Origin of the sequence: Serratia marcescens, assembly GCF_001902635.1 — a bacterium.
In the GTDB taxonomy this organism is placed as follows: Bacteria; Pseudomonadota; Gammaproteobacteria; order Enterobacterales; family Enterobacteriaceae; genus Serratia; species Serratia marcescens_F.
This window is the reverse complement of record NZ_MJAO01000034.1, coordinates 1-12,186: the sequence shown is the minus strand read 5'-3', so window position 1 is coordinate 12,186 and position 12,186 is coordinate 1. Positions and strand designations below refer to the sequence as shown.

Sequence of the window (12,186 nt, the reverse complement as noted above, 5' to 3'; positions counted from 1 at the left end):
TTATTATTTTCCTTCCTCCGGGCCTGGGCGGGGATCAGACAGCGTTAAGAGCCTAAAACCCTTACACGTCACGCGCTCAAACATCAACATCCTCTGTGCTCAAACGGCGCGCATTTATAACGCTGGGTGCTCCTACTTCAGGGTAATCCGGAGACCTGGCGGCAGTATAGGAGGATCACATTCTGATTACAATTCTCATACAACCGCTTTGATAACATTTCCCCTGAACAGTGATTCAGATCACGGATTTCACAATTAGTGCAAAATTAATTATCTGATTTGACAAGAGATCAACATTTACATTACATATAGGGGCACAAACGGTCCTATGATGCGCTATGGGTCAACAGATACACTTCCCCCCGGGTTCGAGTTATGCAACAGTGTATTTGACGAACCTATCCCAATAGCCGTTGTTTCCCGCTCGATTTTGCCGGCGTCAAAAAGCAAATAAAGCAAATAAAAACAGATTATTGGGATAGGTTCACATCTCTTCGAACAGCTCATAGGTAAGATTAACAGACTATAACGAATTACTATGAATCGTTAACAACTGGTCACCCGTCTCGTTCGCCTGGTCAGCACTCTGTACCCTACCCGCGCACAGTTGCGCAGTCGCTCACAGAGTTAGCGTCCGCACCATTTTTTGCGGGCAACCTGCAGAGATTTAAGGTATTTCAGTTGTTAGTGGTTTTTAAAATAAGGCGCTAAGGAGACAGTAAATGACTGATAAGAAAGCGACGCTAACCATTAACGACAGCGAAGCTCCGATCGAACTGGGCGTATTGACACCGACACTGGGCCCCGATGTCCTCGATGTCCGCGCTCTGGGTTCCAAAGGTTATTTCACATTTGATCCCGGCTTTACCTCCACCGCTTCTTGCGAATCCAAGATTACCTTCATCGACGGCGACAAAGGCGTGCTGCTGCACCGCGGCTTCCCTATCGAGCAGCTGGCGAAAGAATCTTCCTACCTGGAAGTGTGCTACATCCTGCTGTACGGCGAGACCCCAACGCCGGAAGAGTTCGAAACCTTCAAGACCACCGTTACCCGCCACACCATGATCCACGACCAGATCACCCATCTGTTCCGTGGCTTCCGTCGCGACTCGCACCCGATGGCGGTACTGTGCGGCGTGACCGGTGCGCTGGCGGCGTTCTACCACGATGCGCTGGACGTCAATAACGAGCGTCACCGTGAAATCACCGCGTTCCGCCTGCTGTCCAAGATGCCGACCGTGGCGGCGATGTGCTACAAATACTCCCTGGGCCAACCGTTCGTTTACCCGCGCAACGATCTGTCCTACGCCGGCAACTTCCTGCACATGATGTTCGCCACCCCGTGCGAAGAGTACGTGGTGAACCCGGTGCTGGAACGCGCCATGGACCGCATCCTGATCCTGCACGCCGACCATGAGCAGAACGCTTCCACCTCGACCGTGCGCACCGCCGGCTCTTCCGGCGCCAACCCGTTCGCCTGCATCGCGGCCGGTATCGCCTCCCTGTGGGGGCCGGCACACGGCGGCGCCAACGAAGCGGCGCTGAAAATGCTGGAAGAGATCAAGACCGTCGAGCACATTCCTGAATTCATCAAACGCGCCAAGGACAAGAACGACTCCTTCCGCCTGATGGGCTTCGGCCACCGCGTGTACAAGAACTACGATCCGCGCGCCACCGTGATGCGCGAGACCTGTCACGAAGTGCTGAAAGAGCTGAACAAGAAGGACGACAACCTGCTGCAGGTGGCGATGGAGCTGGAACACATCGCGCTGAACGACCCGTACTTCATCGAGAAGAAACTGTATCCGAACGTCGACTTCTACTCCGGCATCATCCTGAAGGCGATGGGCATTCCTTCTTCCATGTTCACCGTGATCTTCGCCATCGCGCGCACCATCGGCTGGATCGCCCACTGGAACGAAATGCACGACGAAGGCATCAAAATTGCCCGTCCGCGCCAGCTGTACACCGGCTATGCCGAGCGCGATTTCAAATCCCAGCTGAAAAACAAGTAAGCCGTTTTCCCGGCTGAAACCGCACAGCGCCGCCCCTTCGGGCGGCGTTTTTTTTGGCTATTTCTGGCAGCCCGGGCACCAATAAAACGGCCGCGACGACAGATCGGTACGCACAATCATCCCACCGCAGCGTTCGCAGGGCTCGCCGCTGCGATGAAACACCTTGAAGCGAAACAGCGCGCCGTGATGCCGGTTGTCATCCGCCTGTCCGCGCGTCTGGTAGGAAAGGCGCGGCACCGCCAGCAACGCCTCCGCCAGGCGGCGCAGCGCCTCTGGCGCCAGATCCTGCGGTTTGTGCTGCGGCGCCAGTTCGGCCTGCCACAGGATTTCGGCGCGCAGATAATTGCCCAAGCCGGCGAGAAACGCCTGGTCGAGCAGCATGCCGCCCAGCTGCCTGCGGCGAAAACGCGGCGTCAACAACCGCTCCGCCACGGCGTTCACCGTCAGCGACATGTCCAGCACGTCGGGGCCGATGCGTTGCAAAAACGGGTGTTGCTCTATTTCCTCGCGCGGCCCGACGGTAATGTCGGAAGCGCTGTAGAGCAATATCGCGCTGCGGGCGGTTTCCAGCCGCACCCGCAGATCGCGCTTGGTCTCCGGCGTCTCCCCCGCCGCCGCCACTTTCCACACGCCGTACAGCTGATTGTGGCTATACATCGTCAGCCCGTTGGAAAAGTGGGTCAGCAGCGCCTTGCCGCGCGGCTCGATGGCGACGATGCGCTCGCCGAGCAGGCGCTGGCGATAGTGCTTCAGCTGAGGAAAAGCGAAATCGACGGCGGTCAGCGGTTGCTCGATCATCGCCGCCGCCAGTTTGTCCGCCGCCCGGCGAATCTCCGGTCCTTCCGGCATAGACCACTCCTTGCGTAGATCCGGCGCAGCCCACCGCGCCGGGGATAATCACGATTAATGCGTCGCGCCGCCCACCACTTTCAGATCGTGCTCCACCTGCAAGGCGATGGAAACGGCCAGCTCCAGCGCAAACAGCACCGTCGACGCCGCCATACTCGGCGCGCCGGGGTGCGCCGCCGCCTGTTCCGGCAGATACGGAATATGGATAAACCCACCTTTCACTTCACGCTGGCCGCTCAAGCGGTGCAGCAAACCATACATCACATGGTTGCACACGTAGGTGCCGGCGGTTTGCGAAACGGAGGCCGGAATGCCGGCCTCACGCATCGAACTGACCATCGCCTTGATCGGCAAGGTGCTGAAATAGGCCGCCGGGCCGCCGGCGACGATCGGCTCATCCACCGGCTGCTGCCCCTGATTGTCGGGGATGCGCGCATCGTCGACGTTGATCGCCACCCGCTCCAGGGTGATATCGGTGCGGCCGCCGGCCTGGCCGATCGCCAGCACCATCACCGGCTGCACCTCGTCGATCGCCGTATTGAGCGCCGCCAGCGCCGCGCCAAACACGCACGGCAGCTGGCGCGCCACAATCCGCGTGCCGACCAGTTCCATGTCGTTGAGCTGTTTCACCACCTCCCAAGAAGGATTGAGGCGCTCGCCGCCAAACGGCTCGAAGCCGGTAATCAATACTTTTTGCATCCTTACTCCTACAGGAACATCAGGAAATACAGCAGGAACACGTTGACCAACAGCAACAGCACGCCGGTCGGCACCTGCGCCTTGATCACCGCATTTTTATCCGGCAGCTCCAGCAGCGCCGCCGGCACGATGTTGAAATTCGCCGCCATCGGCGTCATCAGGGTGCCGCAATAGCCGGAGAACATACCGATCGCCGCCATCACTGCCGGATTGCCGCCGTGTTGCAGCACCAGGATCGGAATGCCGATGCCGGCGGTGACGATAGGGAAAGCGGCGAAGGCGTTGCCCATCACCATCGTCAACACGGCCATACCGATAGCGTAGACCGCCACGGCGATAAAGCGGTTATCGACCGCCAGATATTCTTGCGTCAAATGTGATATCGCAGTGCCGACGCCGGCGACGGTGAACAGCAACCCCAGCGTGGCGAGGATTTGCGGCAGAATGAACGCCCAGCCGATCGAATCCAGCAAGCGCCGGGCTTCCTGCACCGGCTGCAGCGCCTTCTCATGGGTCATTTTCACCGCGATCGCCAGGCCAATCAGGCAGCCGACGGTCATCGAGAACAGGGTGACCAGCGTCGCATGGTTGCCACCGCCGAACACCGCGGTTTGCAACGCCGGAATATTGTTGAACAGCAGCACGCCGATCACCGTCACCACCGGGATCGCCAGCGCGGGGATAAACAGCTTGTTGCCCAGGCGCTTGGCGCTGGCTTCACGCTCCTGCGGCGTCCGCTGATGATAGCTGCCCAGGCGCACGCCGCCGAAGCCGGCAATCAGAGCCATCACTACCACCACTACGCCCACAAGGATATGCAGCACGCGTTTTTCGTTGCTGCCCTCACCCAGCACGTCGCCCAACAGACGGTAAGTCCAGTCGCCGACCAGGAACACCAGGCCGTACAGCCCCCAGAACAACCCGGTGGTGATGCGGCGCGGGTTGGCGCGATCGCGGAATGACATCACCGCCACAATCAGCAGCACTGCGCCGGCCAGCCAGTAGAGATATTGTTGCTGGAAGTTCATTGTGCTTCCCCCTTCGCCTGCAGCGCCGCCTGATTCAGCTGCGCCAGCTCGGCGCTCAGCTGCTTATCCATCCGATACAGCCTGAATGCGTGGATCAGGAACGCGAAAATGGCGGTCGGAATGCCCCACAGCGCGATATGCAGCGGCTCGGTCTGAATACCGCCCGACTCCAGCATAAAGTTATGCATGAAGATGATCGCGCCGAAGGCCACGAAGATATCCTCGCCGAAGAACAGCCCGACGTTGTCGGTGGCGGCCGACATGGCGCGCAGGCGGTGGCGGGTGCGCTCCGGCAGCTCGCCGTAGCGGTTTTCCGTCGCCCCTTCCGCCATCGGTGCCAGCAGCGGCCGCACCATCTGCGGATGGCCGCCCAGACTGGTCAGGCCCATGGCGGCGGTCACTTCACGCACGAACAAATAGACGATCAGCAGACGGCCGGCGGTGGCGCTTTTGATCTTGGCGATCCACGCCTGCGCCCGTTCTTTCAGCCCGTGGCGCTCCAGCAAACCGATCACCGCCAGCGGCAGCAGCAGGATCAGCGGCAGGTTGCGGGTATTGAGAAAGCCCTCGCCGAGCTTTTCCAGAATGACGCCCAGCGGCATCAGCGCCGCCAGACCGGTGATGATGCCGGCGGCGATCACCACCAGCACCGGGTTGAAACGCAATACAAACCCGACCACGATGGCGGCGATGCCGATCAGTGGCCAGAGATTCACAGCCTGTTCCATAGTCTTCCCTCGATGTTTTCTAATAGTTTTTTGCTTGTGATGTTGTGTCTTGCTTTACTGCTTTACTGCTCCGCGCTGACGCGAATGCCCTGCTGAACAAAACTGTCCCGCAGCTTGCGCGCATACGCCAGCGCATGCTCGCCGTCGCCATGCAGGCAGACGGTTTCCGCCTGTACGGCGGTCCAGACGCCATCCACGCTGCGCACCCGGTGATGGCGCACCATCTCCAGCGTTTGCGCCAGCGCCTGTTCGTCATCTTCGATCAACGCCCCCGGCAGACCGCGTGGCACCAGCTTGCCGTCGGCCTGATAGCCGCGATCGGCGAACACTTCCTGCCGAGTGGCCAGGCCGAGCTTTTCCCCGGCGCGGATCAGTTCGCTGCCGGCCAGCCCCACCAGCCGCAGCGCCGGATCGACAGCCTGTACCGCCCGGGCGATCGCTTCCGCCAGCGCCGGTTCGACCGCCGCCTGGTTGTACAACATGCCGTGCGGCTTAACGTGCGCCATGACTCCGCCTTCGGCGCGGGCGATGGCCGCCAGCGCCCCCAGTTGGTACACCACCTGCGCGAACACCGTCTCCGGCGGCAGCTGCATGCGGGTGCGGCCGAAATTCTCACGATCGGGAAAACTCGGATGGGCGCCGATAGCCACACCGTACTGCAATGCCCAGCGCACCGACTGGCGCATGGTTTGCGCATCGCCGGCGTGGAAACCGCAGGCGATATTGGCCGAACTGACTAATTGCAACAGCGCCCGATCGTTGGCGCAGCCTTCGCCGAGATCGGCGTTCAAATCAACGATCATGTAACCCCCAGGCTATCTGTCGAAGGAAGAGATCCTGCTCGGCCTTGGCGCGCTGCGCCTGGGCCAGTGAACAGAGAACGAAATGGATCGGCTCGCCGAGGCGGATCTGCGCCAAATGGTAGAGATCGGCCTCGATCACGCAGGCGATGCGCGGGTAACCGCCGGTGGTCTGTGCATCGGCCATCAGCACGATTGGCTGGCCGTTGTGCGGCACCTGCACCACGCCGGGCAGCAGGCCGTGAGACAGCATCTCGCGATCGGTGGTGCGCTCCAGCGGCGTGCCGCCGTGCAGGCGGTAACCCATGCGGTTGCTCTGTGGGCTAAGCTGCCAGGCGGTGCGCCAGAATGTGTCCTGCGCCTCTTCGCTAAATTCGGCGTACTCCGGCCCCGGCAACGCGCGGATGCGGTTGGTGAACAACAGTTGCTTCACACCGCAGCGGTTCTGCGGCAGCGCGGCGGGTTTACCCAGCGGCAGACGATCGCCGTCCTTCAGGTTGCGGCCTTCCCAGCCGCCGAAGGCGGCTTTCATGTCGGTGCTGCGCGAACCCAGCATTTCCGGCACCGCGATACCGCCGGCGATCGCCAGGTAACTGCGCATACCGCGTTTAGGCGTGCCCAACACCAACCGCTGCCCCTTTTTCACCGGGTAGCGCCAGCCAGTCCACAGCGGCTTGCCGTCCAGCTGCGCGTCGCAGCCGGCGCCGGTCAGGGCGATCCAGCCGGGACGGGTAAATTCGGCGCTGAACTGGCCGAGGGTGATCTCCAACCCGGCGGCCTCCGGCGCATTGCCCACCAGCAGGTTGGCGATCTTCAGCGCCGGTTGATCCAGCGCTCCACCGGTGCTGATGCCCAGGCGGCGGAATCCCTCGCGGCCCAAATCCTGCACCGTGGTGTAAATGCCGGCGCGCAGAATAATCAGCATACGCCCTCCTTCTGCGGCACGAAGCGCACGTTATCGCCGGGGCGCAGCAGCGTCGGCGGCATTTCATGCGGATTGAACAGCGCCAACGGCGTGCGGCCGATCAGCTGCCAACCGCCGGGCGTCACCAGTGGGTAAATGCCAGTCTGGCCGCCGCCGATGCCGACGGAGCCGGCCGCCACCGCCAGACGCGGTTCGGCGCGGCGCGGCGTCGCCAGTTTTTCCGGCATGCCGCCCAGGTAAGAGAACCCCGGCTGAAAGCCGAGAAAATAGACCACGTAGTCCGCCGCTGCGTGGCATTCCACCACCTGCCGCGGCGTCATGCCGGTATGGCGCGCCACTTCATCCAGGTCAGGGCCCTGCTCCCCGCCGTAGACAACCGGAATATCCACCTGCCGCGACTCCGGCGTCAGGCTCTCTTTGCTTTCCCACCCCTGCTGCAGCAACGCGAGCATCGCTTCGGCGTCGGCTTGCGGCGTATGCAGCAACAACGTCAGATTGTTCATCCCCGGTACCACTTCCCGCACGTCGGGATGATGATTCAGCTTTTCCGCCAGCGCCCAGATGCGCTGCTGGCTCGGCAGCGTCACCGGCGGCGACAGCTCGAGCACCACCGCTCTTTCGCCTAACAGGTAATAACGTGCTTGTTGCACCCTTATTCTCCTTATGCCCGTCGTCTTTCGCGCTGCGGCCAGACGGCCGGCTTAAAATCCATAGGGTATTTTATTATTTGTAAGCGTATCAGTTATGCGTGACGCGGCCCTGGCTGTCAATAGAACGCAACCATAGAGAAAATAAGGAAATAGCGCGGTAAAAGGATTCAGCCGGCGCAGGGGCCGGGCTGGATCCGAAGAAGAAAAAAATCAGGCGGGGTTCGGGATATCGATAAAGGTCACATCAAGGCCGTGGTGCTGCGCCAGCCATTCTCCCAGCGCTTTCACGCCGCCGCGCTCGGTGGCGTGATGGCCGGCGGCGAAGAAGTGCACGCCCATTTCGCGCGCGCTGTGAATGGTCTGCTCAGACACTTCACCGCTGATGAAAGCATCGACACCGAAGCGCGCCGCGCTGTCGATAAAGCCCTGACCACCGCCGGTGCACCAGGCCACCCGGCGGATGTGCGCGGGGGCGTTATCGCCGCAGTGCAGCACCGCGCGCCCCAGCCGGCTTTCAAGGCGCTTCTGCAATGCTTCGCCGGTCAGCGGCTGTTCAAATTCACCGTGCGGCACCAACGGCTCGACTTCGCCGAGCACCCGAATCCCCAACGCCCGCGCCAGCTGCGCGTTGTTGCCCAGCACCGGGTGCGCATCCAGCGGCAGATGGTAGCCGTACAGGTTGATGTCGTGGGTCAGCAGCGTTTTCAAGCGATTGCGCTTCATGCCGCGCACCGCCGGCGCCTCGTTTTTCCAGAAATAGCCGTGGTGCACAATAATCGCATCGGCCTGGTGCGCCACCGCGGCGTCCAGCAACGCCTGGCAGGCGGTGACGCCAGTCACGATGCGCTGCACGTGTGGGCGCCCTTCCACCTGTAACCCATTGGGGACGTAGTCCTGAAACGCCGCAGCGTTCAGTTCCGTGTTGATCAGTTTTTCCAGATCGAGGTTACGCATTCTCTTCTCTCTTCATAGTCAAAATGTCTGTCGGTCGCCCTGTGCCATCAGGATGAATTTCACCCCCAGATCGTTGCCCTGCGCCAACTGCTGCGCGATGGCGGCGCGCGGCGCTTCGCCCTGCTTCAGGCTGGGTTTGATGTGGCTGATCACCACCGGCAGATCGTTCAGCGAGCCTTCGCCGCCGCTGTACTGCGTCAGGTTCTTCAACTCCTTCAGCAGCCAGGCCGGCGTCAAATGGCCGTACAGATGTTTGTCCTCCACCCCATTGGGGTAAGAGGTCTCGATAATCATGCCCTTCAGCTTTTTCTGCTCAATCAGCGGCCCCAGCGCACGCCAGACGGTATCGAGATCGCGCGACTGTTCCACCGCATCCGGCCCGGTGTCGCCGAAGTAGGCGAAGAACGCGTTGCCGTTGGAAATCAGCAGCATCGACGACGGGTAGCGATCGTGGCTGAGCGGGTACATCACGCCGGTCAGCCCGCTCAGGCCAAGGGTAAAACGCTGTTGCGGCCGCACTGTTTGCAACCGGTAGGTGCCCAACCGCGAGCCGTTGCCGGCATCGGTAAAGTTCGGCCAGGCTTTCCAATTGAAGTAATGGTTACGCAGGGTCAGCACGGTGTCCGCCTGGGCGTAAACGGTTTTTTTATTGTCCTCCGGCGAACCGACAATCAGCCCCGCCACGTGGTCCAAATGGCCGTGGCTGATAAAGTAACTGCCGATCAATTGACGGAACACATAACCCTGTGGCGTGTAAGGCGCAGCCAGTTCGGGCGTCACCTGTGGGAAGCTGCCCTTTTCCAGCCCTTTGGCGATGCCCGGCAGCAGCGAGCCGGCGTCCAGCGCCACATACTGCGGCTGAGTGTCGCTGCGGATCAGGTAGGAGGTCAGGTTGCCGTCGCTGACGCCGCCGTCAGCGCCCAGCGCCACCACGTCAAAGCCGGCGATCGCCAGCGCAGAATAACCGCTCAGGCACAGGGCCAGCACCTTTTTCATCATTGCATCGCTCCTTGCAGTTGCCTCAAGACTCTCCCCGTTTTGCCGCCTCGAACGCCGCCAGCGTCTCCAGGCGAGCTTGCTTGTGATCGACGATCGGCGGCGGATAGTTCAGCGTACATCGCTGCTTTTCCGCCCAGCGGTGAGGGTAATGAATGTCATTGTCGGGTACATCCGCCAGTTCCGGCAACCATTTACGGATAAAAGTGCCTTGTGGATCAAAACGTTCACCCTGGGTCGTCGGGTTGAAGATACGGAAATACGGCGCGGCGTCGGTGCCGGTGGAGGCGGCCCACTGCCAGCCGCCGTTGTTGGCCGCCAGATCGCCGTCCAGCAATTGCGACATGAAGTAGCGCTCCCCGGCGCGCCAGTCGATCAGCAGATCCTTGACCAGGAAACTGGCGCTAATCATCCGCAGCCGATTGTGCATCCAGCCGGTGGCGTTCAGCTGGCGCATGGCAGCGTCAACGATCGGGTAGCCGGTTTCGCCCCGCTGCCAGGCCTGCAGTTTCGCCACGTCATCGCACCAGCGCACCTTGTCCGTCCAGGTGATAAAGGGCCGATGGCGGCACAGTTCGGGATAGGCCACCAGCAGATGGCGGTAGAACTCGCGCCAAATCAGCTCGTTCAGCCAGGCGAAGGCGCCACTCTCGCGATCTTCCAGCAGCTGCGGGCATTCGGCGCGCAGGCGGTTGAAGCATTGGCGCGGCGACAGCGCGCCGATTGCCAGATAGGGTGACAGGCTGCTGGTGCCGGCGATGGCGGGCAGATCGCGCTGCCGAAGGTAATCCTGCACCTGTTCACGGCAAAAGGCGCGCAGCCGCTGCAATGCGGCTTCCTCGCCGGCGGGATAGTCATCCCCAATGTCCGCCGCAGGATAATCGAACGCCGCCGGAGGCGCCGGCATCGGCAGCGCCCCGCCGGCGCGCGTTTTCGGTGCCGGCAGGCAGCTCACGTCGGATTCGGTCAGGCGCTGAATGAAGGCGTTGCGAAACGGCGTATAGACCTTGTACATCTCGCCGCCGCCGGTTTGCACGCTACCCGGCGGCAACAGCAGGCTGTCATCGAAACGGCGGCACACCGTCCGGCCGCTCAACCGCTGTTCCAGCCGCACATCGCGCCGCCGTTCATTCAGTTCGTACTGCCGATTGTAAAACAGCGCATCCACCTGCTCCCGCTCGCAATATTCCGCCAGCCAGTCGATCGACGCAGCAAAGTCCGTACAGGCATGGCAATGCAGCGCAATGCCCTTTTGCGCCAGCGCCTGCTGCACCCCCTGCAGGCTGGCGTGGATCAACGCCGCCTGCCGCGGCGCCATCTCATGTTGCCGCCACTGCTGCGGCGTGGCGATAAACACCGCCAGCACCCGGGCTGCGGGATCGCTGCAGGCGGCGTGCAGCGCTTTGTTGTCGGTGATACGCAGATCGTTACGCAACCAGACCAGATGCGTGGTCATAAAACTCCTTGTCAATCAATGGCCATAACGCAAGCGTAGCGCCTCCGGGTAAGGTTCGAAATAGCGTTGTTCCGCCAGATAGCGATCGGGGTATTCCGCCATGTAATGCTTAAGCAACGCGATCGGCGCCAGCAGCGGTTGCAACCCCTGCCGGTAGCGGTCGATCAGCTGCGCCAGCTCCTGGCGCTGCGCCGCGCTGAGCTGACGGCGGAAGTAGCCCTGCGCATGCATCAACACGTTGGTATGGTTGCGGCGCGTCGCCTTGTGCGCCAACAGCACCATCAGGCGGCGGCGGTATTCCACGGCGAAGGCCTCCAGCGAGCCCCAGCGATGAATATCGGCGACAAACCGCCCCAGCTCGCGGTACGCCGGCTGCGAGTGCGCCAGCAGCGACAGCTTGTAGCGGCTGTGAAACACGATCAGGGCGCTGCGGGTCAGCCCCTCGCGCCACAGCATGTTCAGCTCGTACAGCGCATACACCCGTTCGATAAAGTTTTCCCGCAATGCCGCATCCTGCAATCGTCCGTCCTCTTCCACCGGCAGCCACGGCATCTGGCGCAGCAGTTCGGCGGTAAACAGCCCGACGCCGTTTTTACGCGAGTCCTTGCCGTTTTCGCTGTAGACCCGCACCCGTTCGAGGCCGCAGCTCGGCGACTTGGCACAGACGATGTAACCGCACAGATGCTGCAGCGCCGCCACGCGCTGCGCGGAGAAACCGCGCATCTCCTCGGTCAGATCCACGCCGCCGTCGTTGCTGTAACGCATGGCCGGCCACGGCTGCGCCTGCGCCACCAGGCGCAGCGCCGGGCGCGGCGTGGGCAGCCCGATAGCCATTTCCGGGCAAATGGGCTCAAAACGCACATAGGGCGCCAATTGTTCCACCGCAAAGGCCAGTCGCTTGTGGCCGCCGTCGAAACGCACCGCTTCGCCCAGTAAGCAGGCGCTGATACCGATAGGGATCTTGTCGTTCATCCCGCTCTCCCGTGGTGTTGGCCGATAAGGAAAGTGTAGAAGAGTGACTTGCCGAATACGACCTTGCGCTTGTTGGGGGCGCCACAGCCATAAAAAAACCCCCGCCGCGAGGCG

At 61.7% G+C, this 12,186-nt stretch carries 12 protein-coding genes; 1 reads left to right on the top strand and 11 read right to left on the bottom strand.

The genetic code is table 11. The annotated features are described in order from the left end of the window. Positions 1-722: 722 nt before the first annotated feature. On the top strand, positions 723-2,015 hold the full coding sequence (locus BHU62_RS22570; RefSeq protein WP_016928730.1) for a citrate synthase: 1,293 nt from the start codon (positions 723-725) through the stop codon (positions 2,013-2,015). A gap of 57 nt (positions 2,016-2,072) precedes the next feature. On the opposite strand, the gene nei is transcribed toward BHU62_RS22570, so the two are convergent. The 11 genes from nei to BHU62_RS22515 all read right to left on the bottom strand — a co-directional run bounded on the left by nei (position 2,073) and on the right by BHU62_RS22515 (position 12,072). Then, complete coding sequence (gene nei / locus BHU62_RS22565; RefSeq protein ID WP_073534666.1) at positions 2,073-2,864, bottom strand: endonuclease VIII; 792 nt, start codon at positions 2,862-2,864, stop codon at positions 2,073-2,075. Between the two features lie 54 nt (positions 2,865-2,918). Further along, the gene (pcp, locus tag BHU62_RS22560) at positions 2,919-3,563 is read right to left on the bottom strand and encodes a pyroglutamyl-peptidase I (RefSeq protein WP_073534665.1); all 645 of its coding nucleotides are present in this window, start codon (positions 3,561-3,563) and stop codon (positions 2,919-2,921) included. 8 nt (positions 3,564-3,571) lie between these two features. After that, positions 3,572-4,591, bottom strand: a complete 1,020-nt coding sequence (locus BHU62_RS22555) for a DUF979 domain-containing protein (protein WP_073534664.1) — start codon at positions 4,589-4,591, stop codon at positions 3,572-3,574. After that, complete coding sequence (locus BHU62_RS22550) at positions 4,588-5,319, bottom strand: DUF969 domain-containing protein (RefSeq protein WP_073534663.1); 732 nt, start codon at positions 5,317-5,319, stop codon at positions 4,588-4,590. The genes BHU62_RS22555 and BHU62_RS22550 overlap by 4 nt, the downstream gene beginning before the upstream one ends. A gap of 62 nt (positions 5,320-5,381) precedes the next feature. Beyond that, a complete protein-coding gene (gene pxpA / locus BHU62_RS22545; RefSeq protein ID WP_073534662.1) occupies positions 5,382-6,122 on the bottom strand; it encodes a 5-oxoprolinase subunit PxpA in 741 nt (246 codons plus the stop codon). Then, positions 6,112-7,044: a 5-oxoprolinase subunit PxpC gene (gene pxpC, locus BHU62_RS22540; protein WP_073534661.1), complete on the bottom strand. Its 933-nt coding sequence runs from the start codon at positions 7,042-7,044 to the stop codon at positions 6,112-6,114. The genes pxpA and pxpC overlap by 11 nt, the downstream gene beginning before the upstream one ends. Continuing rightward, positions 7,038-7,694 carry a 5-oxoprolinase subunit PxpB gene (gene pxpB / locus BHU62_RS22535; RefSeq protein WP_073534660.1) on the bottom strand — a complete coding sequence of 219 codons (657 nt, stop codon included), beginning with the start codon at positions 7,692-7,694 and terminating at the stop codon, positions 7,038-7,040. The genes pxpC and pxpB overlap by 7 nt, the downstream gene beginning before the upstream one ends. 210 nt (positions 7,695-7,904) lie before the next feature. Continuing rightward, on the bottom strand, positions 7,905-8,648 hold the full coding sequence (locus BHU62_RS22530; RefSeq protein WP_073534659.1) for a type 2 GTP cyclohydrolase I: 744 nt from the start codon (positions 8,646-8,648) through the stop codon (positions 7,905-7,907). Positions 8,649-8,666: 18 nt separating this feature from the next. Further along, positions 8,667-9,647, bottom strand: coding sequence for an MBL fold metallo-hydrolase (locus tag BHU62_RS22525; protein WP_073534658.1), 981 nt, complete (start codon positions 9,645-9,647; stop codon positions 8,667-8,669). 22 nt (positions 9,648-9,669) lie between these two features. Continuing rightward, complete coding sequence (phrB, locus tag BHU62_RS22520) at positions 9,670-11,100, bottom strand: deoxyribodipyrimidine photo-lyase (RefSeq protein WP_073534657.1); 1,431 nt, start codon at positions 11,098-11,100, stop codon at positions 9,670-9,672. A gap of 15 nt (positions 11,101-11,115) precedes the next feature. Further along, positions 11,116-12,072 carry a YbgA family protein gene (locus tag BHU62_RS22515; RefSeq protein ID WP_073534656.1) on the bottom strand — a complete coding sequence of 319 codons (957 nt, stop codon included), beginning with the start codon at positions 12,070-12,072 and terminating at the stop codon, positions 11,116-11,118. Positions 12,073-12,186: the final 114 nt, after the last annotated feature.

What these genes read in the sequence shown, in the direction of transcription:
- BHU62_RS22570 (WP_016928730.1), top strand. Translation starts at nt 723, where the DNA reads ATGACTGATAAGAAAGCGACGCTAACCATTAACGACAGCGAAGCTCCG.
- nei (WP_073534666.1), bottom strand. Translation starts at nt 2,864, where the DNA reads ATGCCGGAAGGACCGGAGATTCGCCGGGCGGCGGACAAACTGGCGGCG.
- pcp (WP_073534665.1), bottom strand. Translation starts at nt 3,563, where the DNA reads ATGCAAAAAGTATTGATTACCGGCTTCGAGCCGTTTGGCGGCGAGCGC.
- BHU62_RS22555 (WP_073534664.1), bottom strand. Translation starts at nt 4,591, where the DNA reads ATGAACTTCCAGCAACAATATCTCTACTGGCTGGCCGGCGCAGTGCTG.
- BHU62_RS22550 (WP_073534663.1), bottom strand. Translation starts at nt 5,319, where the DNA reads ATGGAACAGGCTGTGAATCTCTGGCCACTGATCGGCATCGCCGCCATC.
- pxpA (WP_073534662.1), bottom strand. Translation starts at nt 6,122, where the DNA reads ATGATCGTTGATTTGAACGCCGATCTCGGCGAAGGCTGCGCCAACGAT.
- pxpC (WP_073534661.1), bottom strand. Translation starts at nt 7,044, where the DNA reads ATGCTGATTATTCTGCGCGCCGGCATTTACACCACGGTGCAGGATTTG.
- BHU62_RS22530 (WP_073534659.1), bottom strand. Translation starts at nt 8,648, where the DNA reads ATGCGTAACCTCGATCTGGAAAAACTGATCAACACGGAACTGAACGCT.
- BHU62_RS22525 (WP_073534658.1), bottom strand. Translation starts at nt 9,647, where the DNA reads ATGATGAAAAAGGTGCTGGCCCTGTGCCTGAGCGGTTATTCTGCGCTG.
- phrB (WP_073534657.1), bottom strand. Translation starts at nt 11,100, where the DNA reads ATGACCACGCATCTGGTCTGGTTGCGTAACGATCTGCGTATCACCGAC.
- BHU62_RS22515 (WP_073534656.1), bottom strand. Translation starts at nt 12,072, where the DNA reads ATGAACGACAAGATCCCTATCGGTATCAGCGCCTGCTTACTGGGCGAA.